Here is a 19,932-nt window from a genome sequence, read left to right on the forward strand (position 1 = left end):
TAGTACAAAAGCATTGCTTCATTACATCATCATGGCCACAAGAAGGCAGCCTCACGACAAACCAAATAGAAAGCAAAAATGCAACATTCAGAATGCTCATATCCCTTAAATAACAAAGTTCAGTGAACAAACACCCCAACTGCAATGATTGCTCCTGTATGAGTTTGCTGGCAATATTTATCAGTTATAAAAATCACGGGGTTTTTTGTGGAAATTTTAGACATATTAGATGCACAAATTGCACAAATGGACCAACACGCATTGCGAGAAGCAATGTTGTCACAGTATAAGAAAAATTTTATCCTTTACCCAGGCCTATTTGTTACAGCCCAGCATTTACCAGTTTTAGATTGGCAGTCTTTCGAGTTCACAGATGAAGCGCCAGAGCTACCAAGGCAACAAGGTGTGTATGCATTCTCTGTTAATTTCAGACATGCCAACCTCCCATCTAACTCCTACATTCTATATGTTGGAAAAGCTGGAGACATTGGTACTAACAATACAATTTCAAGGCGTTTCAGAGATTATCTACGCGAGAGAAATCATATGACAAGAGCAACCATCCATAGCATGTTAAAATTATGGGACGGTCACCTCACATATCATTATGCATGCGTAGCAAATGGCACTTCGACAGGTGACATAGAAGAAATTTTAACTGGTATTTTCATGCCACCATATAATACGAATGATTTCCACGCTGAACTCAGACCAATTCGAAGAGGTGTCAACATATGACTAACTCACGATTAGTTATTCCATGCTTACGTGGCACCATTGGATCATGGGTAACGTATACATGTCTAATGCAGCTTAAAGATATTGCATCTCTAATACGGTTTGCTAAAGAGCTTCACACAAATAAACAATTATCTCAGATGATACAACGTAATCTGGATGATGAGAGAGCAATAGAAATAGCTGATTATCTAAAAAGCAACCAAGAGCGTTTCTTTAACTCTCTTGTTGTTGCAATATATGATGGTGATCCTAAATGGCATGGATTCGACAAAATTGAACCTAATAATGATGAAGCAGCTAATTTAGAAATGCCAGATTATGCCAAGGAATGCTTGGGGTACTTATCTCTATCAAAAGATGAAAAAATATTTGCTCTTGATGGTCAGCATCGTTTATCCGGAATAAAAAAAGCTGTGATAGATAATGAGCCAATGGGGTTGGAACAACTACCTGTTATCTTTATCTCTCATAGAAATACCGCTGATGGGATCAAACGTTCACGAAGATTATTTACCACACTAAATAAAAAAGCAAAACTAGTTTCTAGAGAGTCAATAATAGCTCTCGATGAAGATGACATCTGCGCTTGTATTACTAGATATCTTGTAGAAAACACTGACTTCTTACGAGAAAACTATATATCTTTTACTGTTGGAAGCCTCAGAGATCATCGTAACGTCACAACTATCGGCAATATATTTGACTGTGTTGAAAAAATCTGTGCATATCACCTTGGCTGTACAGTAGGAAAAGTGTCAGATACAAAAATCGATATTACTACGGAGGCCGAATTATACAGACTGGCTACCGAAATCTACAAACACTCTTTCCATGGGATCTCGCAGCTACGCGAAATATTCTTGCATGAAGATCCATCAGCGATTGTTATAAAATATAGAGGTCAAGATGCTGCCAATCATCTTCTTTATCGTCCAATAGGATGGGAGATTTATATTGATGCTATTATAAAGCTATTGTCTGAAGGGTTTGACGTTCACGACGCAGTATTAAAGATAAGTGAGAAAGATCTCTTTTTGGATGGGAGTATATTCTCTAAAAACCTGTGGTCTCCAGATAGAAAAACCATTCTCAAACCATCTGCCAAAAAATTACATCAGATGATAAAGGCACTAACTGAATAATTTGTAGTGGCTAGTAGTAAGTAACACTAGCCACTACTATCAAAAAAATCTACCTGAATTGTTTTTTTGTTTATTGCTCGCTGCCTTGCTAAAATTGAATATATTTGCGGCACTGAAAGTTTATACTTACGAGAAATAAATTCAATATTACGTCCATTGAACTCATCCCAAATAGCCCGATCCCGTAACGCAGCCTTGAGATGCTCTCCGGTGGGAATGTAGTAGGCACGCCCCCCCATATAATGGGCCTGTACCAGCGCCAACTTGCGGGCCTGAGCCTTGGCCTGTTCTTGTGCCATCCCTCCTCTGACCAACTCGCAGGCCAGCACATCCACCAGCTCGCTCAGGGCTTTGGGCCATTTGGCCGTCAGTTCAGAGGCAGGGATCTGGTCGAGGCGATCGACCAGCTGCCCCAGTGAGACGTGATCATCGGCAAAGAGATCCTGATTCTGTTCCATGACTCCCCCAGCAAAACAGAAAAAGCGGTGCGCCGATTAGAACACAGGCTATTTTATGCGCACATTTTTTAGCGCATACTGAGTCCCTCGTTATCAAAGGGAGATTGAGACGAATGAGATGGAGCGAGCGCGTTAAAGAGTGGTTACTTGATCTCGATGTAAAACTGCAACGAGACCCTCATGCCTTATGGCCAGCGACTCTCGCCTGTATGATTGCCCTTGTACTGTTCATTTTTGCTGGGATACAAGTCAGCAAACAGCCTGTGCAGGCTTCGATATTCGCAGGTATGAGTGACGTATTGGTGATTCTATGGGCCCCCTCAGTAGTAGCTGGCTTGATTATTGTGGCCAAGGGAGTAAGTGCCACAATGGCTCGACTAGAAAAAGCAGGACGAATTCCTGATTAACTCAGATACGGCTGTTCCACTTTTTCAGCGCCTCCAGCACTTTGACGGCCAGAGGCGCATCCAGCCAGCCCACCTCGGCCACCCCTACCCCACAGTTTAAACGGGCCGTCATCCGTTGCACCCAGTGGTTTAATGCGGTTTCCGAACCATCCCTGACGATGCCAAGACGAGCCATCTCACACCAGATGGCCCTGATCTTGGCAATTTCATTGACCCTGATGTGACTACCTGCCGCTGGACTCAACCGTCTGTTGGCTGCATTGCGAGCAGGCTTGGGAATAAAGCCCGCCGCTTTGAAGGCAGCCAGCACCTGTTCCAGCTCCTGTTCGTTCAACAGGGCGGCGCTACGCTTGCCTGTATGGCTGGCCAACAGGTCGCGGTAACACTCGTCATCGAGCGCCAACACACGGCGCCCCACCTGTACCAGCCGGATCAATCTGTTGCGCTTGTCCATTTACCGTTCCGCCTTACTGTCATAGTGCCGCCCGGCCACTCTCAGCTGTTGGTAGTGCTCATTGAGGCACCCCCGACACCAGCTGGAGAGCCGGGTGGCATCGCTCGCCACACCGAAAAACTCGGTATCCCATGGCCAGAACTAGCCACAACGGGGGCAGCGCTGCTCCAGCCCCAGTTCGGTGATGCAGGCCCGACCGCTTTGCAGGCGGCGAGCCAGAATATGGGGGGCCAGCAGGGGGCTATAGATGGCCATGGCGATCCCCGGTTTCGTGTACCCCACCACCATCTCTGGCCGATTTGGCCTGCTGCAGTTCGGCCACCAGTTGCCAGCGCATCTGGCAGGCTTCTCCAGCCAGCGCATGAAAACCACGGGCGCGCGCCTCTTTATCAAACTGTTTGAGCTGTTTGCACACAGCCCGTTTCTCAGCAGCCACCAGTGCAATGGCTGCGCTGCTGAATATCTTGGTAAGCCGAATATCCATCTCTGTTTTGGTCATCGCCGTGCTCCTTGTATCAAGACGGTGAAGACCTGGGCCCAGATCGTTTGGTTGCTCATCAGTACCCGGCCACCACACCGGGTAGACAGGGCGGCAGCGCCGCCCTGTTTCGCATCGGCCATTACTCGAACTGCAGTGGCGTCACACCTTGATACTCCTCGGCATTGAGGGGCGCAGGCCCTAGCCCCAGCGCCCAGAGCAAGGCGGCCTTGATGCCATCCTCATAGGTGTCGTCGGGGTAGCAGGTGCCCTCGGTTTCGGTGATCTGCTCACAGAGCAGCAGCTGCTCTTCGGCTTTTTCTACGTTGATTTCCATCACGCCTCCTCCCTATACCTTGGCCAGATCCAGGCTCATCTGGATGTAACGCCCGTGAGCGTCACGCTCGTAGAGCCGCAGATATTGGCTGGTGCCGGTCACCTGGATGGCATCGACAGCAGCTTGCATGGCCAGCAGCCAATCCGGGTCATCGATATTGAGCTGACGAAGGGAGAGCACCTGGTTCACATCGATATGACCGCTCTTGGATACCCGAAAGGCATGGTCTACCAGAGCGCGGATCTCGCTGCTGGCGCCATCGCTCCAGCGTTCGATGCACTGGTCTATCAGCGCTTTGGCGGCCTGGATCCGTTCATCAAATTTGCGGTGCTCCCCCACTGCCCGAATCAGCTTGTAACGACCATCAAAACTGAGCAGGGTCACGTTGCCCTTGGTACCGCCCCACGCCACGCCATACTGCTCGGCGGAGAGATCCACAAAATCGGCGATCTGCTGCATGGCGCCAATCTTGAAGGCGGCCAGCTGTGCGCGTTGCTCGCGAGCTGCCGCGATAATGGCCAGCACCACTTCGTCGCGCAGCTTGTCTGCCGGGGCGATCAGGTTTTCCGGTACCCAGTGCCCCTGAGCGTTCTGGCGCATCGGGGTGGTACTGGCGGTTTGTGCTTCTTGCATGGGCTTCTCCTTAATGGATCTTGTTGCTGCCGGGCACCGGAGGGCACATCACGGCGCTGTACTGCTCTGCTGTCGCGCTCGCCAGCTCCTCCTGATGGGTCGCGCTGCAGAATTCGAGAAACTTGGGTAACTGGCGCAGCACCACCCGCGCCAGCGCCTCGTCTTCTATATCAAGCTGGATCTTGCTCATCTCATCCCCCTTGCCGGTTTCAGGATTCTTGGCGCCAGTGCAGCAGGCAGCCGCCAAAGCGCACCAGGGCGACTTCGCGCACCACGCCCGCCAGACATTCACGGCTCAACACGGCGCGCGCTTGCATCTCTTTGGGCAGTGGCCCGGTGACCGCCAGCAGCGGGGTATGGCAAACCCGACTGGTGCGAACGTCATATCCCTTGGCCGTCAGCCAGTGGCTGAGTTGCTCGGCGGTCTTTTGCAAATTGCTGTGCAGATGCTTTTTCATCCCGTTCTCCTTGTGATCTCGTCACCGGGCCCACCGCGAAAGAGCCCCGCCAACCCTTATTTGCCTTCTTGCTTGTCGAGCAGTCGGTTGTATTTGATGGCCATGATTTTCAGCTCTTCGGCCAGCAATTCACTTAGAATGCGCAGGCTGCTGCTGGCATTGTCGCCATCGCTTTTGGCCTGTCGGCGCAATCTGGAGAGGGTTGCCTCGGCGTCATAGCGAGCCGTTTTCTGCGCCCCTTTGCCCTGCTCTACAGATAACCGCATCGGGCGACGCAGTTGCTGCGCCTCGGTCAGCTGGCTATGGGGGCAACCGCTGCGGCATGCCTTCCAGAGCTTGATATCCATCGGACTGCTGCCCACTTCGCTCGGGCCTCGGCGCTGGTGAGCGAGACACTGATGCGCCGGGATATCCCCCAGGATGGGGCACCTCACCTTGTTGCCCATGAGGGCCCCTTCCACCAGGGTCTGTACCCTTGCCATATCGCCGGGATACTTTTCGTTGCAGACCTGGCTGATGGTGGTGCGAGAGAGCCCGAGCTTCTCGGCCACCTGGGCCAGCGAGCTGGCAGCCACTTCGGCCTGCAACACCTCAAGCCACGTTTCCATGTGTCTCCTCCTCCCGTTGGAACGGGTATAACTGCTGCTGGTTTTGATCCCAGCAACCATGGTCACGACACAGCGGGGCGTAACGGCCTGTATCCCTGACCAGCTGATAACGTCCTGTCAGGCCGTGTCTGGCGGGCACAGGCAGCAAACTGTCAACTTTGAACAGCACTTTGACGTAACCGGCTTTCACCAACCTATCGGTGTAAAACCAGGCTTGTTTCTGACCCGTCTCTGCCGTCAGCATCAGGTCTGTCAGGGTGAAGAAGCGGCTGATCTTCATGGTGTTCCACATTTTCTGTTGATTGGTTTTGCGCTTGTTCCGGCATTTAGGCCGCTTCTGGCCACTGCTTTTGCCAATCGGTGGCACGTATTGGGCGCTAACCACTTTGAAATAGGCCGGGCGGGATACCACGCCGTCCGGGTGTTTAATGAGGTGGCCAGCGGCCAACCAGTCACGCACGACCTTGTAGATATGTGCCTCCGACATTCCCGTCACGGCGATCACGTCCTTGATCAGAAACGTCTCTTGCTGGCACATCCATTCCCAGGCTTGCAACGTCATTAGCGTTGCTTTTGTATCAACCACTGGAATCCCTCCCGCGCTTTGTTTTTATTGGCTGTAGCCTGACGGCTAGCGGCTGCGACGCACGTCATGGAGCAGCTCGCTGGCGTCAACGTCCTCCAGCCGGATAATCCGGGCATCAGAGGCCATCGCCATTTTTTCAATCTTGTCGAGGGCCGAAACGATGGTGCGCACCACACCGTTGGAACGCTTGCGGATCAGATCCAGTAGTGCATCGTCGATCTCCACGTCCACCTCCAGCATTTCACTGGCAATCAGGGACACATCATCGAGATCGGCCGGTTTGAATTCGATCCACTGGGAGATGCGGTTAAACAGTTGCTTGCGCTGGCTGATGCGGCGGGCAATCTCTTCCATCCCGACCAGGATCAGGGGTTGTTCGGTGGCATCGTAGATATCGCGCAGGGTCTCCATGATGCGGGCATTGCCGACCACGTAATCGGCCTCGTCCACGAAGATGGCCAGCTCTTCGGCGCGTACAGATTCGATGATGCTATCGACCTGAGCACGCAGGTTGTGGCGCTGGGGAATGCCGATCTCTTTGGCAATCTGTTCCAGCAGGCTGGTCACCGTGTCGGCCTTGTAGCAGCGGACATAGATGCCGTTCACTTCGTCCTGGTTGAACAGCCATTCCACGGCGGTGGTCTTGCCAAAGCCGGAGGGGCCATGGATCAGACCAATGCCCGGCACGATGCTGGAGCGGTTGAGCAAGTTGTCGAGCAGCTGCTCGGTCTTGATCATGTTTTTGACTTCAACGATCTTGTGTTTCATAGTGGGTTTGTCCTTTGTTTTTGGGCCTTTTCGGGCTACTCGCTAACCTTTTGCCTGGGTGCAGCGGGTAGCCCGAACTTCATCCAGATGGCGGTTAATGCGTTTTGCCATCAGCTTGTGGCTGTAGAGGTATCGGGTCAGCCACTCCTTCTCCCGCTCTGTCAGCGGGGTATCCAGCTCCCGCTCTGCCAGATAGATGGCTTGCTCGTACTCGGTCTTGAGTGCTCTCGATTCCTGCCCTGCGGTGGCTTGCGCCCGCTGCGCTTTCGCTTCTCGTCTGGCTTCTATGGCGGCCAGTTCTGCCGCATTGAAACGGGCGGGCTCAGCGGGCGTTGAGACCCCGGTGAGCGCGGCCAATGCCGGGTTATCGAGGGTGAGATCGCGCCGACTGAACGCTTCAATACCCTTGGCCTGATCGACGAAGTGGCGCACCACATCCTGATGGAGCTGGTCGATGCCAAAGGTCTTGGCAAGGTTGCGCATCTCGCGGCGAAAGCTGGCCAACGCCTTGGCATCGGCTTTTTTGGCCGCCCGGAAGGCATCGGGACTGATGCCATTGCCCAGCAGGTCGATGTTGATGGCCTCGATCCGCTCGTTCCAATCGCCGGTGCGGTACAAAATGGCGCGGCCCACATCGCACGGATCGAGAAAGACGCTGACCCGCTGGCTCTTCCAGTTGTGCTCCAACAGTTCGGGGGCGCTGTATTTGAGGCCACCGGCCTTGATAAAACCTTTGGAGACGGTCGCCTCGCCGATATGGTTGAGCAGCAGATCCAGCGCAGCTTCATCGGGAATGGCACGGCGCTGATAACGGGCCAGCTGATACTTTTCATTGGGGCTGACCCCGAGGGCACTGTGCTTGCGGTTGTGGTAACGGGCATCGAGCCAGTTATCGAGCAGGGTTTGCAGTTCGGCGGCCGTCATGGCCAGCTCGTAAATCTCTTTTTGCGCATCCGGTTTGCGCTTCTCCTCCAGCCGCTGGGCAAAGCTCTTGCGCGCCTCGATCACCTGACGGTCTGCCACGCAGTGGCCGATATAGGAGGGCAACAGCTCGATCAGGCCGTGGCTCAGGGTGCGGAAAAAGCGCTCGATATGGGGTTTCTCCCAGCCCGAGTAGGCGTTGGAGCGGCTGACGTTCATACCAAGCAGAGTGCAGATGGACATGACCCGCTGGCTCACGTAGTCAGAGCCGTTATCGGTGCGCATCACGCCGTTATCGTTGAGCGTGCCCCAGGCCAGCAGGGTCTTGCGCAGCAGCAAGCAGATCCCTTCGCTCGATGAGCTCTTGGCCACCAGCAAACGAACGCGACGGGTATACACGTCGATCACGGCGATGATACTGTGACGGCCATCCACCAACATGGCATCGACCGGGGTGCTATCGAACTCCCAGACGTCGTTGGGCTGGGCCATCCAGGGGTACATCTCCTCGATCGCGCTGCGGTATTTGTTGTTGTAGGCATCCGGGTTGGTGGTGTAGGTAAAGGCCACCTTGTTCTCTGCCAACCATTTCACCATCCAACGACGCAAGGAGGATTGGCTGGGGATCTGCCATCCCAGCTGATTCATTTCGCTGTATTGGCTGGCCAGTTCGTGCAGCGCCCCCCACTTGTTGGCCAGATGGGGCTTGGTGGTGACTAGGGCGGTGAGAAACTGGGCCAGATCCGGGCTCTGTTCGACGGTTGATGGCCGCTCCCGCTGATAGTTGCCAGCCAGGGCTGCGGGGCCTTCATCCGCCAGCGCACTTTGCCAGCGGCGCAGGGTGATCAGGCTGAATGGTTTTTGCCTTTCATAAACGCTGACAGGCAGGGCGAGAGTGCGGGCACGGTATGCCTCGATAAAGGCGCGGCGACCCACCTCCCCTTGCTGGCAGGCGTGATAGGGGGCCAGGAAGATATCGGCGGCCTGCAGGATGAGCAGTCTGGCATCGACCTTCTGGCGAGCCCCCTCCCCCAAAGTCAGCAATTTGCGGCCTGCCTCCGGTTTGACCGGCACCTCGCGTGCCAGCAACTTGGCCATGGCCTTGCCACCCGCCGCATGGTCGGTCACCGCATGGCCTTGTGCGGCCACAGCTTGTTCTGCCAGATAACGGCGGGTTTCAATCGGCAGTGAGCCAATGTGGTATTCGGCCCCTTTGCCTTTCTCGCGCTTGCGGCTTTGCCACTCTTCACGCTCGGCCTTTTTGCGCACACCATCGGGGTAAGCGGGCATGCCGACCAATCCGGCCAGCGCCTGGGCGGTGTACCAAGTGCTCATTGGTCACCTCCCAGCAGGTCGATCCCCAGCGACTCGGACAGCAGGGCCATGATGGCGCGGCTTTCCCGACGCTTGGGGCTAATCCCTCTGGCCGGAGCATAGTGTTTGATGCAACGCTGTACGGCTCGGGGGTGCAACCCTTTAGCGCGGGCCCAAGCAGCTTGGGAATATCCGCATTTTATGAGCTCAGCCCTGATCCACTCTGGTGTTTTCCCTGACATACTCACCCCGTTTCGGTATCATCAAGTGTCGCAGTGCGTATCTTTATCATTCATAAAAGAATGATTTTATGTCGCAATGCGTCACATATGAATGATTGATCACCCCAAAAAGATTGACAAGTCTTTTTGTGCGGAATTTTTTGTCTATCGACTCACCAGCATCAGCCACTAGCCGAGAATTCCTTGTATGTCAGAGCGTTATGAAGAAAAACCACAAGCAGCACAAAAAGACGGTGAGGTATCTTTTCTGACGGCGGGAATGGATACTTTGAGTGACCGTCTGGATGAGCTGCGCGGTAGCCTGAGCTACAAGGCATTTGCCGAACTGGTGGGAATGAGTGAGTCGGGGATGCGCAAATACTTCCCTCCGTTTAATTCGCTGCCCACCATCGACAAGGCGCTGCGCATCGCGCGGACGTTCAATGTGAATCTGGAGTGGCTGGCCACCGGTCAGGGCCCGAAACACCCGGATGGAACGGCCGAGCAGATGGTGCAACGTGAAGAGTTTGACGAGGAGTACGCGCTGATCGATGGCTACCATGTCACCGTCAGTACCGGCCATGGTGCGTTTAATGATGATCATGAGGTTAAACGCAAGCTGGCCTTCCGCCGCAAGTGGCTCACGTTTCGCAAGTTAACCCCGGATAACCTGGTGGTGGTCTTCGCCAAAGGCGACAGCATGGAGCCCACCATCCACTCTGGTGACTCTATCCTGGTCGATATCAGCAAGAATCAGATCGAAGACGGATCCATCTTCGTGTTGCGCCTGGGGGAAGAGCTCTACGCCAAGCGCCTGCAGAAAAACTTCGATGGCGGGATCACCATCATCAGCGACAACCGCGATGATTACCCCCTGCAGGTCGTTCCAGCCAACCAGCTGGAGAACCTGGCCGTGATCGGCAAGGTAGTCTGGGCAGGGCACGACTTTTTTTAACTGGTGGTGCTACAGACAGTCGCTTAAACCCGGATTTAAGACACCTACTGTCACACAAAAGAAAAAACAGGCTGTCAGCCTGTTTTTCATTTTCAGCGCATCCCAATCGGCTGAGCGAACCAACTTTTCATTTTGCGGTTAAACGGCTTGGTTTAACCGCATCACGCCACAAGCCCCGCCATTCCTGAGTTTGTCCCGCCATCTCCCACTTGTTTTCACCAGCTCCCGGTTTTTCATTCTTGGTGGTGGGTTACAAGAAACCAGTTGCGACGGCTGCATTCTGCCTTGTAACCACCACCACTGAGGATAAAACGGCGGTGTCTGCGCCAGTCATAACCGGTAGGCAATGCCGGGTCATAGCGCGATTTTGCCTGCCCCACAGGATCAGATTGCTCACTTGTGCTCATCCGGTTTCCCTCACTGGCATTGGTTGAACAGTGTCAGTCAGCTCTTTTTCATACTATAGCTGTCACCCTTAGGCTCGGGGCTCAGGGGCCGGATACGGGGACGACAGATGTATCACGGAGGCAATGTTGGACAGAAATCGCATGGATTAGATGCGAACTACTGTGACTCGGTTCGATCAAGCAATTGACCAATGAGTCGCACCGCCGCAGCGATTCAATCTGGCTTAGCCGGGCAGATGAAGTGCCAGCCAGACTGCCAGCGGGATCACCAGCACAGAGAGGGCATTGCCGCCGAGCACGATACTGGCCACCTTGTCCGGCTGGCAGTGATACTGCTCGCAGAGCATGTAATTCAAGACCGCAGGGGGCAAGGAAACCGACAAGATCAACAGCGGGATCCACTCCGTCTTGAGCGGCAACAGCCAGATCGCCAGCAGCAGCGACAATCCCCCCGCCAGCAGATAGAGCAGGTTGCACTTGAGCGCGAGGCCAAGGTGATCGAGCTCTCCCTCCATCAGGCGAATGCCCAGCGCAAAGAGCATCAGGGGCACCGAGATCTGGCCGAGCAGCGAGGCCGTGGTCACCACATATTCCGGCAGCGTAATGTGCAGGTTGGCCACCAGCAAACCGGCCAGCGCGGCCCATAACACAGGGCTGTGCAGCCACAACCAGCGGGAGGTATTGGCCGAGAGGATAAACATGCCGACCGAAAAGTGCAGCAGATTGGAGAGCACAAAGAGGATCACGATGGCCCCCAGTTGCTGCTCGCCAAACGCCAGCACCATCAAGGGGATACCAAGATTGCCGGTATTTCGGAACATGGCGGGCAAGATCAGCGCTGCCCGCTCAATCCCTTTGAGTTTGAGCAGCGCGAGCAGCAGACCGGGTAACAGAATAACCAGCGCCCCCGCCGCAATCAGCGGCAGATGCTCCGCCAGCGCCAGCGGATACTTGACCAGCGCGGAGAAGACCAGCACCGGGGTAAACAGCTCGATATTGGCCCGATTGACGTAACCGAGCGCGGCCCCCGGTCGCAATCGCCCGTAGAGTGTACCGAGCCCGACCACACCGAACACCGGGATGACGATATTGAGCAAGGCGCTGAACATGGGCGGCGTCCGTTACAGTTCGCGGGCCGGTTTGCCCATCAGCACCACCGGATCCAGCGTCACTTCCAGCACGCCGTTACTGACCCAGAGCTGACCATCGGAGATAGTGCAGGTGAGCTGCATGGTGCGCTCGACCATGGCGGTGAGCGGCAGAGTCTGGCTGTCGGAGAGTTCGATGATGCTGAGGTTGTCATGCTGGCTCAGCTTGCCCTGGTTCTGCTTCCACCAGACGGCTGTACCACGACCACCGTAGAGATAGAGCACCACCTGACGGGCGCGGTTGCAGGCTTTTTTCAGCCGTTTTTCATCGGGTTGGCCCAGCTCGATCCAGAGCTCTATTTCGTCCGAGTAGTTCTTGCACCAGAGCTCGGGTTCATCATCGGCGCTCAATCCCTTGGTGAATTCAAGTCGCTCGGCAGCGTGCCAGGCAAAGGCCGCCAGCCGGATCATCATCCGCTCATCGGTTTCGGAGGGGTGGCGCGCCAGCGTGAGGGAGAAGTCCTGATACAGATTGCGATCCATATCAGACAAACTGATCTGGGCCTTGAATACGGTTGCCTTGAGAGCCATAGAAAACCTTGAACACCTGATAAGAGAAGGGTGAGTGGGAAATACGGGCGCCAGTGTAATCAAAATCGGCGGCAGGTTCGACCATCCTGACCAAAGATTTCCCCTTCCCTGCCGGGATAAGTGCTTTAAAAGACACAAAAAACAAATGCCAGTCCGAAGACTGGCATTTGGCGGCATGGAGAAGCGACTCACTTCTCGGCGGACTGTACCCCGAACGCGTTCAGCAGCATGCAACAGGTCACTGCCACCGCCACGAATCCGCTCAGAAAGATAAAGGGCATGGCCCCATATCCCAGTACTGTCCAGATGGTGTGTTCAAGAAGACTCATTGTTGTGTCCTTCATCCGGTGAAAGGTGTGTTCCTTCTGGCGGATATTGGCTCCGCTCTTGATGCCTCCATTTGACCTCAATCAGCGGTTGGGTCCTATGCCACCAAAGTGATAAATGCAGGGTTCATTTGCGCTGGATCAAGCTTTTTGGCCAAATATCCATGCAGTTCAAGCAATTACCACCGCCAATCAAGCATAGACACAAACACGGCAGAATAAAAAAACGCGCCGGATGGCGCGTTTCTTGGACAGCACAGGCAAGGGATCAGTTGTCGCACAGATCGCTTGGCATGTCCTGACGCAGGCGTGTCCACAGCTTGCCGGACTCGATACCGTACTGACGCACCGTCATGAACACCGCTTCGTGGTTCTTGGTCTCCGCCAGATTGAGCAGGGTCTTGTAGTAGGCATCTGCGGTCTCGCGAGCCTGCTTGTCGGAGAAGTAGTAGCTGCCGACCCGGCTGTACAACCCTTTGAAACCGTTCAGGATCAAAGCGTAGATCGGATTGCCGGAAGCAAACGCCAGCTGGTGGTGCAGGCGATAATCGAACTCGGCATAAGCCTGGGCGTTGTTCTCGACCCCATCGGCGCCACGCAGGATCTCGGCGGCCTGTTCCGGATTGTGACGGATCGCCCCGCGGATAAAGATGGTGCAGATATGGGTACGGGCGGAGAGCAGCTGAGCTATCAGATCAGGTACCTTGTCCTGATCCAGACGAGCCAACGTCTCCAGAATATTGAGGCCGGAGGTTTCCCAGAAATTGTTCACCTTGGTCGGCTTGCCATGCTGTATGGTCAACCAGCCATCACGGGCCAGTCGCTGCAGCACTTCGCGCAAGGTAGTCCGGGTCACCCCGATCAACTCGGATAATTCACGCTCGGCGGGCAGAATAGATCCGGGAGGAAAGCGATTGTTCCAGATGGACTCGATGATGTATTCCTCGGCAAACCCAGCTGGGCTCTGCGCTTTTATAACCATGAATTGACTCTGTTGTAATGCGTAAAAAGGCTGACGAATGATATCAAAGCGATGATGGCTGGCAAGCATAAGGTCAGTCCTCTGCTCACATATGGCAAATATAGTGTTGGGAATATGTATCTAATCGCCGCAGGGGAGCCAGCCAACCCCGACAAGGTGGTTATAAAACAGACACATGGGCAGAGATCCATCGGCTATCATTTATAATCGTCACGCTTTTTGATTAAAATCACGAGGAATCAGACAGATAAAGGCCAACATCCGGAGGCACAGGTCGAATCATCCTTGACTGCATAGAAGCAGATCCTAACAACAAAGTTGAGACCCATTATCATGCCAATAAGCCTAGGGCAGGCATTCGCCAAGAACTTCTTGGGCAATGCACCACAGTGGTATAAAAGCGCCATCTTGCTATTTCTGGCGATCAATCCGGTCGCTTTCTACCTTGATCCTTTCATTGCGGGCTGGTTACTGGTCGTTGAGTTTATCTTCACCCTGGCCATGGCCCTCAAGTGCTACCCCCTGCAACCGGGTGGCCTGCTCGCGATCGAAGCCGTGTTGATCGGCATGACCTCCGCCGATCAGGTCAAGCACGAGCTGGTCGCCAATATCGAAGTGCTGCTGCTGCTGGTGTTCATGGTGGCAGGCATCTATTTCATGAAGCAGTTGCTGCTTTATGTCTTCACCAAGCTGCTGATCGGCGTTCGCTCCAAGATCCTGCTCTCCCTCTCCTTCTGTCTGGTCTCCGCCTTCCTGTCAGCTTTTCTCGATGCACTGACGGTCATTGCCGTGGTGATCAGCGTTGCCACCGGTTTCTATGCCATCTATCACAAGGTCTCTTCCGGCAAGGAGTTTGGTCACAGCCATGACCATACCGACGATAAGGAAGTGGCTGAGCGCAATCGCCAGGATCTCGATGATTTTCGCGCCTTCCTCCGCAGCCTGATGATGCATGCCGCTATCGGGACCGCGTTGGGCGGTGTCTGCACCCTGGTGGGCGAGCCGCAAAACCTCATCATCGGCGAGCAAGCCAGCTGGAACTTCGCCGAATTTGCCATTCGCATGTCCCCCGTGACCGTCCCCGTCTTTATCTGCGGTCTGCTGACCTGCGTGTTGGTGGAGCAGTTTCGCTGGTTTGGCTATGGCGCCCGCTTGCCGGACACAGTGCGCGCCATCATGGAGGAGTACAACCGCTACGAAGAGGCAAAACGCAGCCCGCAAGACAAGGCCAAGCTGATCGTTCAGGCATTGATTGCGGTCTGGCTGATCGTCGGTCTGGCCATGCACCTGGCAGCCGTTGGTCTGATTGGCCTCTCGGTCATCGTGCTGGCCACCTCCCTGACCGGGATCACCGAGGAGCACTCGCTGGGTAAAGCCTTCCAGGAGGCACTCCCCTTCACCGCCCTGCTGGCGGTCTTCTTCAGCGTGGTCGCCGTCATCATCGATCAGCAGCTGTTCAAGCCGGTGATCCAGCTGGTACTGGCTGCCAAGCCGGAGAACCAGCTGGCTCTCTTCTATCTGGCCAATGGGGTGCTCTCCATGGTCAGTGACAACGTCTTTGTCGGAACCGTCTACATCAACGAAGTCAAGACTGCCCTGCTCAATGGCGCCATTGACCGCGCCCAGTTCGATCTGCTGGCGGTAGCCATCAACACAGGTACCAACCTGCCATCGGTCGCCACCCCCAATGGTCAGGCCGCCTTCCTGTTTATGCTCACCTCGGCATTGGCGCCGCTGCTGCGCCTCTCCTATGGCCGCATGGTCTGGATGGCGCTACCCTACACATTGGTGCTGGGGCTGGTCGGCTTTTTCTCTGTCGAATTGCTGCTTGGCCCTGCCACCGAATGGTTCTATCAGCACGGATGGCTGGTGATGGAGAGTGCGCTGCCAGCGGTACAGCCAGCGCTGCATTAATCCATTGCGACGGTTTCCGAGGGCCCTTTCAGGGCCCTTTTCTTTTCTGCCCCGCTCTGCTCTAATTCAGCCACTGTTTTTTCTGAGAGATCAATGAGATGATCGAGTTTCTCCGCCGTATCGCCGCCCATCGGCTGGCCTGGGGTCTGTTGGCAGCATCAGCCCTGTTCCTCGAGTTGTGCGCCCTCTTCTTCCAGCATGTGCTGGGCCTCTCCCCGTGCGTGATGTGCGTTTACGAACGGTTGGCGACCCTGGGTGTGCTGGCCGCCGGTCTGCTCGGCATGGTGGCGCCGGATAAGTGGTATGTTCGCTGGAGTGCCATGTTGCTGTGGGGCTACAGTGCCTTCCGCGGCTTCCAGCTGGCCCTCAAGCATGTGGACTATCAGGTTAACCCCTCCCCGTTCAACGTCTGCAGCCCGTTTGCCGACTTCCCGAGCTGGGCTCCGCTCGATCAGTGGCTCCCCTGGCTCTTTATGCCGGAAGGGGATTGTGCCCAGATCACCTGGCAGTTCCTCGGTTACTCCATGCCCCAGTGGCTGGTCGTCATCTTCGCCGCTTACCTGCTGGTCTTCACCGTGGTGGCCATCGGCAATCTGGTGAAAGGGCGCTGCTGCAACTGAGTGTCATGCCCGTGTGGAGATAAAAAGGGGGGAGCCATGATGGCTCCCCCTTCTCGTTCTGGCTGACCGTATTTCTGGTTACGCCCTGGCAGTGCTCATCTTGGCCTTGACCGCGCCAATTACCATGGGCAACAGGGAGATACCAATGATGCCGAAGATCAGCAGGGTAAAGTTGTGACGCACCACCGGCAGATTGCCAAAGAAGTGGCCGGCATAGACGAAGGAGAGTACCCACAGCAGACCGCCAACCAGGTTGAACGCCAGGAAGCGCGGATAGGTCATGGCCCCCATCCCTGCCACGAACGGCGCAAAGGTACGCACGATAGGCAGGAAGCGGGTGATGATGATGGTTTTGCCACCATGCTTGGCATAGAAGGCGTGGGTCTTCTCCAGATAGTCGCGGCGGAAGATTTTAGAGTCCGGGTTGCGGAACAGCTGCTCGCCGAAGAAGTGGCCGATGGTGTAGTTGACCACGTTGCCCAGCACGGCAGCGATGATCAGCACGGCCGCCAGGGTATGGACGTCCAGCACGCTACCCACGGTCAGCGCTCCGGCAGCAAACAGCAGGGAGTCGCCTGGCAGGAACGGCGTCACTACCAGCCCGGTTTCACAGAAGATGATCAGAAACAGGATGGCGTAAACCCAGACGCCATAGTTCTCGAACAGCTCTTTCAAATGCACGTCTACGTGCAGAATAAAGTCGATTGCAAAGAGGATCAGATCCATTTTTTCCATACCCATAAAGTGAACGGCGTGGAGTCTACGCCAATGCCATCCGGGCGACAATCACCGGGCCTGCCTCTTTTTCATCCCGCAGCGCCCACCTTCAAATGAAACCGTTTTTCCGCTTCCGTCGAGGGTGGGAACACAAAGAGTGATGTCGAGCGTGGTGTTGAAAAGGTGAACTAGGAGGCCTGTTCCAGCTCGCTGCGCACTGCAGGGGGAAGACAACGCTCCCAACCCCATAGCAACACCAGCAGCAGGGTCACATCATCGAACCAACCCAGCAAGGGCACCACGTCGGGGATAAGATCCACCGGACTAATGCCATAGAGCAGGATAAGGATCACCAGGCCCCTCGCCCACCAGGGGGTACCGGGATGGCGAAAGCCCTGATAGAGACGACGAAGTCGTTGCCAAATCAGCCAGCGTTTACGGCTCATGATTCGATCAACTCGCTGCGCAACTGCTGGATCTGATCCCGTAGTGCCGCCGCCTGTTCGAACTCCAGATCACGGGCATGTTGGAACATCTGCTCCTCCATCCGTTTGATCTCTTTGGCAATCTCGCTGGCAGAGCGAACATGGTACTCCCCTTGCGGCTCGGCCGCCTTGCGCATCCCCTTGCCAGGTTTGCCTGCCGTGCGGCTGCCTCCCATGTCCATCACATCGCCAATGGATTTGTTGAGCCCTTTGGGGGTGATGCCATGCTTGAGGTTATGGGCATGCTGCAAGGCGCGGCGCCGCTCGGTCTCCTCAATGGCGACCTTCATCGAGTTGGTGATGGTATCGCCGTAGAGAATGACCTTGCCGTTGAGGTTACGCGCCGCCCGGCCGATGGTCTGGATCAGCGAGCGGGTGGAGCGCAGGAAGCCCTCTTTATCTGCATCGAGAATTGCCACCAGCGACACTTCCGGCATGTCGAGACCTTCCCGCAGCAGGTTGATGCCCACCAGCACATCGAACTTGCCGAGGCGCAGATCGCGAATTATCTCCACCCGCTCGACCGTATCAATGTCGGAGTGGAGGTAGCGCACCTTGACGTCGTGCTCCGCCAGATACTCGGTCAAGTCTTCCGCCATCCGCTTGGTCAGGGTAGTAACCAGCACCCGCTCCTCGACGGCGACCCGCTTGCGGATCTCGGAAAGGAGATCGTCCACCTGAGTGGTCACCGGACGCACCTCGATCTCCGGATCGAGCAGGCCGGTAGGGCGCACCACCTGCTGCACCACATCGCCGCCGGACTTCTCCAGCTCGTAGGGGCCGGGAGTCGCCGAAACAAACACAGTCTGCGGCATCAGCGCTTCAAATTCGTCGAACTTGAGCGGCCGGTTGTCCAGCGCCGAGGGGAGCCGGAAGCCGTACTCCACCAGGGTCTCCTTGCGGGAGCGGTCCCCTTTGAACATGGCGCCAATCTGCGGCACCGTGACGTGGGACTCATCGATGATGAGCAGGCCATCCCCTGGCAGGTAGTCAAACAGGGTGGGCGGCGGCTCCCCCGGCGCACGGCCGGAGAGATAGCGGCTGTAGTTCTCGATGCCGGAGCAGTAACCCAGCTCCTGCATCATCTCCATGTCGAACTGGGTGCGCTGGCTGATGCGCTGCTCTTCCACCAGCTTGTTTAGGGACAACAGCTGCTCGCGGCGACTGCGCAGCTCCTCCTTGATATGCTCGATGGCGCCGAGAATGGTCTCGCGCGGGGTGGCGTAGTGGGTCTTGGGGTAGATGGTGTAGCGCACAACCGTCTGCTCGATAGCGCCGGTCAGGGGATCGAACTGGGAGAGGCGCTCCACCTCTTCATCAAACAGCTCTACCCGCAGCGCCAGCTTGTCAGATTCGGCGGGGTAGATGTCGATCACCTCCCCCCGCACCCGGAAGGTGCCGCGCTGGAACGCCATGTCGTTGCGGGTGTACTGCAGCTCTGCGAGGCGACGCAGGATATCCCGCTGGTTGATCACATCCCCCACTTTGAGATGCAACATCATGCTCAGATAAGCTTGGGGATCCCCCAGACCATAGATGGCCGACACCGAAGCAACGATCACCACATCGCGCCGCTCCAGCAACGCCTTGGTGGCCGACAATCGCATCTGCTCGATGTGATCGTTGATGGAGGCATCCTTCTCTATAAAGGTGTCGGTGGTCGGCACATAGGCTTCGGGCTGGTAATAGTCGTAGTAGGAGACGAAATACTCCACCGCGTTGTCGGGGAAGAACTCCTTCATTTCACCATAGAGCTGGGCGGCCAGGGTCTTGTTGGGAGCCAGGATCATGGTCGGGCGGTTCAGGGTGGCGATGACGTTGGCCATGGTGAAGGTCTTGCCCGAACCGGTCACCCCGAGCAGGGTCTGATGGGCCAGCCCCGACTCGATGCCATCCAGCAGTTGGGCAATCGCCGTGGGCTGATCCCCGGCGGGTTGAAACTGGCTGGCTAACTTGAACAATTTGCTCATGAACACTCCCGACACAAAACAGCAGAGGAGCAGTGTAACCGAGGGTTTGGCAGCGGTACACCCGTGCCATCATCCCGCGAATGGCTTGACCACCCAGTACACCTTCTGTATAATGCTCCTCCTTGCCTGATGTTCCCCCGTAGTTCAGTCGGTAGAACGGCGGACTGTTAATCCGTATGTCACTGGTTCAAGTCCAGTCGGGGGAGCCAAATTCCTCACCATCTCGGTGCAAGTTATCCACTTTAGTGCCCTCTCCTGCCAATTTTAATGCACAAGATCCTTCTTGCTGCTGACGCTCCCTTTTGTTACCCGTCCCGGCTCGACAGAGTTTTCTCCTGTCGCATCTAACTA

General features: G+C 55.5%; 25 protein-coding genes, 1 tRNA gene and 1 other RNA gene. 7 read left to right on the top strand and 20 right to left on the bottom strand.

The features are described from left to right. Positions 1 to 207: 207 nt before the first annotated feature. Both G5287_RS17790 and G5287_RS17795 read left to right on the top strand, forming a co-directional pair. Positions 208 to 738 (top strand): hypothetical protein, encoded by a 531-nt coding sequence (locus G5287_RS17790; RefSeq protein ID WP_421231646.1) that lies wholly within the window; start codon positions 208 to 210, stop codon positions 736 to 738. After that, a complete protein-coding gene (locus tag G5287_RS17795) occupies positions 735 to 1,883 on the top strand; it encodes a DGQHR domain-containing protein (RefSeq protein WP_421231647.1) in 1,149 nt (382 codons plus the stop codon). Before G5287_RS17790 ends, G5287_RS17795 begins: the two co-directional genes overlap by 4 nt. Before the next feature lie 26 nt (positions 1,884 to 1,909). Here the strand turns inward: G5287_RS17795 and G5287_RS17800 are convergent, their stop codons facing one another. Continuing rightward, a complete protein-coding gene (locus G5287_RS17800) occupies positions 1,910 to 2,341 on the bottom strand; it encodes a Mor transcription activator family protein (protein ID WP_421231648.1) in 432 nt (143 codons plus the stop codon). Between the two features lie 113 nt (positions 2,342 to 2,454). On the opposite strand from G5287_RS17800, the gene G5287_RS17805 reads away from it, so the two are divergent. After that, positions 2,455 to 2,748, top strand: coding sequence for a hypothetical protein (locus G5287_RS17805; RefSeq protein ID WP_421231649.1), 294 nt, complete (start codon positions 2,455 to 2,457; stop codon positions 2,746 to 2,748). Position 2,749: 1 nt separating this feature from the next. On the opposite strand, the gene G5287_RS17810 is transcribed toward G5287_RS17805, so the two are convergent. The 11 genes from G5287_RS17810 to G5287_RS17860 all read right to left on the bottom strand — a co-directional run bounded on the left by G5287_RS17810 (position 2,750) and on the right by G5287_RS17860 (position 9,326). Continuing rightward, a complete protein-coding gene (locus G5287_RS17810) occupies positions 2,750 to 3,202 on the bottom strand; it encodes a gp16 family protein (RefSeq protein WP_421231650.1) in 453 nt (150 codons plus the stop codon). 241 nt (positions 3,203 to 3,443) lie between these two features. Next, positions 3,444 to 3,701, bottom strand: coding sequence for a hypothetical protein (locus tag G5287_RS17815; RefSeq protein WP_060585863.1), 258 nt, complete (start codon positions 3,699 to 3,701; stop codon positions 3,444 to 3,446). A 45-nt stretch (positions 3,702 to 3,746) separates the two neighbouring features. Next, positions 3,747 to 3,816, bottom strand: an RNA gene (locus G5287_RS17820) — hammerhead ribozyme type II. Positions 3,817 to 3,822: 6 nt separating this feature from the next. Further along, positions 3,823 to 4,017: a hypothetical protein gene (locus G5287_RS17825; RefSeq protein ID WP_005345945.1), complete on the bottom strand. Its 195-nt coding sequence runs from the start codon at positions 4,015 to 4,017 to the stop codon at positions 3,823 to 3,825. A gap of 12 nt (positions 4,018 to 4,029) precedes the next feature. After that, entirely contained in the window at positions 4,030 to 4,650 is a 621-nt protein-coding gene (locus G5287_RS17830; protein WP_005345949.1) for a DUF3164 family protein, read from the bottom strand. A gap of 10 nt (positions 4,651 to 4,660) precedes the next feature. Continuing rightward, positions 4,661 to 4,840: a hypothetical protein gene (locus G5287_RS17835; RefSeq protein WP_042084134.1), complete on the bottom strand. Its 180-nt coding sequence runs from the start codon at positions 4,838 to 4,840 to the stop codon at positions 4,661 to 4,663. A gap of 19 nt (positions 4,841 to 4,859) precedes the next feature. Then, complete coding sequence (locus tag G5287_RS17840; protein WP_005353401.1) at positions 4,860 to 5,108, bottom strand: hypothetical protein; 249 nt, start codon at positions 5,106 to 5,108, stop codon at positions 4,860 to 4,862. 56 nt (positions 5,109 to 5,164) lie between these two features. Next, positions 5,165 to 5,716 (bottom strand): transcriptional regulator, encoded by a 552-nt coding sequence (locus tag G5287_RS17845; RefSeq protein WP_005353402.1) that lies wholly within the window; start codon positions 5,714 to 5,716, stop codon positions 5,165 to 5,167. Next, positions 5,700 to 6,302, bottom strand: coding sequence for a hypothetical protein (locus G5287_RS17850; protein WP_005353403.1), 603 nt, complete (start codon positions 6,300 to 6,302; stop codon positions 5,700 to 5,702). The genes G5287_RS17845 and G5287_RS17850 overlap by 17 nt, the downstream gene beginning before the upstream one ends. Before the next feature lie 45 nt (positions 6,303 to 6,347). After that, positions 6,348 to 7,070: an AAA family ATPase gene (locus tag G5287_RS17855; RefSeq protein ID WP_029300291.1), complete on the bottom strand. Its 723-nt coding sequence runs from the start codon at positions 7,068 to 7,070 to the stop codon at positions 6,348 to 6,350. 42 nt (positions 7,071 to 7,112) lie between these two features. Then, the gene (locus tag G5287_RS17860; RefSeq protein ID WP_421231651.1) at positions 7,113 to 9,326 is read right to left on the bottom strand and encodes a DNA-binding protein; all 2,214 of its coding nucleotides are present in this window, start codon (positions 9,324 to 9,326) and stop codon (positions 7,113 to 7,115) included. 408 nt (positions 9,327 to 9,734) lie between these two features. Here G5287_RS17860 and G5287_RS17865 point away from each other — a divergent pair, with 408 nt between their 5' ends. Continuing rightward, entirely contained in the window at positions 9,735 to 10,481 is a 747-nt protein-coding gene (locus G5287_RS17865) for a LexA family transcriptional regulator (protein ID WP_421231652.1), read from the top strand. Positions 10,482 to 10,714: 233 nt separating this feature from the next. Here the strand turns inward: G5287_RS17865 and G5287_RS17870 are convergent, their stop codons facing one another. The 5 genes from G5287_RS17870 to fadR all read right to left on the bottom strand — a co-directional run bounded on the left by G5287_RS17870 (position 10,715) and on the right by fadR (position 13,875). Beyond that, positions 10,715 to 10,888 (bottom strand): hypothetical protein, encoded by a 174-nt coding sequence (locus G5287_RS17870; RefSeq protein ID WP_421231653.1) that lies wholly within the window; start codon positions 10,886 to 10,888, stop codon positions 10,715 to 10,717. A gap of 224 nt (positions 10,889 to 11,112) precedes the next feature. Continuing rightward, the gene (locus G5287_RS17875) at positions 11,113 to 11,997 is read right to left on the bottom strand and encodes an AEC family transporter (protein ID WP_421231654.1); all 885 of its coding nucleotides are present in this window, start codon (positions 11,995 to 11,997) and stop codon (positions 11,113 to 11,115) included. A 12-nt stretch (positions 11,998 to 12,009) separates the two neighbouring features. Further along, on the bottom strand, positions 12,010 to 12,567 hold the full coding sequence (locus tag G5287_RS17880) for a YaeQ family protein (protein ID WP_421231655.1): 558 nt from the start codon (positions 12,565 to 12,567) through the stop codon (positions 12,010 to 12,012). 188 nt (positions 12,568 to 12,755) lie between these two features. Then, positions 12,756 to 12,896, bottom strand: a complete 141-nt coding sequence (locus tag G5287_RS17885; RefSeq protein ID WP_005345965.1) for a TIGR02808 family protein — start codon at positions 12,894 to 12,896, stop codon at positions 12,756 to 12,758. A 265-nt stretch (positions 12,897 to 13,161) separates the two neighbouring features. Continuing rightward, a complete protein-coding gene (gene fadR / locus G5287_RS17890) occupies positions 13,162 to 13,875 on the bottom strand; it encodes a fatty acid metabolism transcriptional regulator FadR (RefSeq protein WP_026034983.1) in 714 nt (237 codons plus the stop codon). 333 nt (positions 13,876 to 14,208) lie between these two features. On the opposite strand from fadR, the gene nhaB reads away from it, so the two are divergent. After that, positions 14,209 to 15,789 carry a Na(+)/H(+) antiporter NhaB gene (nhaB, locus tag G5287_RS17895; protein ID WP_421231656.1) on the top strand — a complete coding sequence of 527 codons (1,581 nt, stop codon included), beginning with the start codon at positions 14,209 to 14,211 and terminating at the stop codon, positions 15,787 to 15,789. A 98-nt stretch (positions 15,790 to 15,887) separates the two neighbouring features. Then, entirely contained in the window at positions 15,888 to 16,409 is a 522-nt protein-coding gene (dsbB, locus tag G5287_RS17900) for a disulfide bond formation protein DsbB (RefSeq protein WP_139429851.1), read from the top strand. A 78-nt stretch (positions 16,410 to 16,487) separates the two neighbouring features. On the opposite strand, the gene G5287_RS17905 is transcribed toward dsbB, so the two are convergent. From G5287_RS17905 to uvrB, 3 genes are all read right to left on the bottom strand, one after another. Beyond that, positions 16,488 to 17,135, bottom strand: a complete 648-nt coding sequence (locus G5287_RS17905) for a DedA family protein (protein ID WP_040069761.1) — start codon at positions 17,133 to 17,135, stop codon at positions 16,488 to 16,490. A 179-nt stretch (positions 17,136 to 17,314) separates the two neighbouring features. Continuing rightward, positions 17,315 to 17,572 (bottom strand): YkvA family protein, encoded by a 258-nt coding sequence (locus G5287_RS17910; RefSeq protein ID WP_043820318.1) that lies wholly within the window; start codon positions 17,570 to 17,572, stop codon positions 17,315 to 17,317. Continuing rightward, complete coding sequence (gene uvrB, locus G5287_RS17915; protein WP_005336898.1) at positions 17,569 to 19,581, bottom strand: excinuclease ABC subunit UvrB; 2,013 nt, start codon at positions 19,579 to 19,581, stop codon at positions 17,569 to 17,571. The genes G5287_RS17910 and uvrB overlap by 4 nt, the downstream gene beginning before the upstream one ends. A 133-nt stretch (positions 19,582 to 19,714) precedes the next feature. Here uvrB and G5287_RS17920 point away from each other — a divergent pair. Beyond that, a tRNA-Asn gene (locus tag G5287_RS17920) sits at positions 19,715 to 19,790 on the top strand. Positions 19,791 to 19,932: the final 142 nt, after the last annotated feature.

This window comes from Aeromonas sp. 603079 (genome assembly GCF_049172135.1).
Classification (GTDB): Bacteria; Pseudomonadota; Gammaproteobacteria; order Enterobacterales; family Aeromonadaceae; genus Aeromonas; species Aeromonas veronii.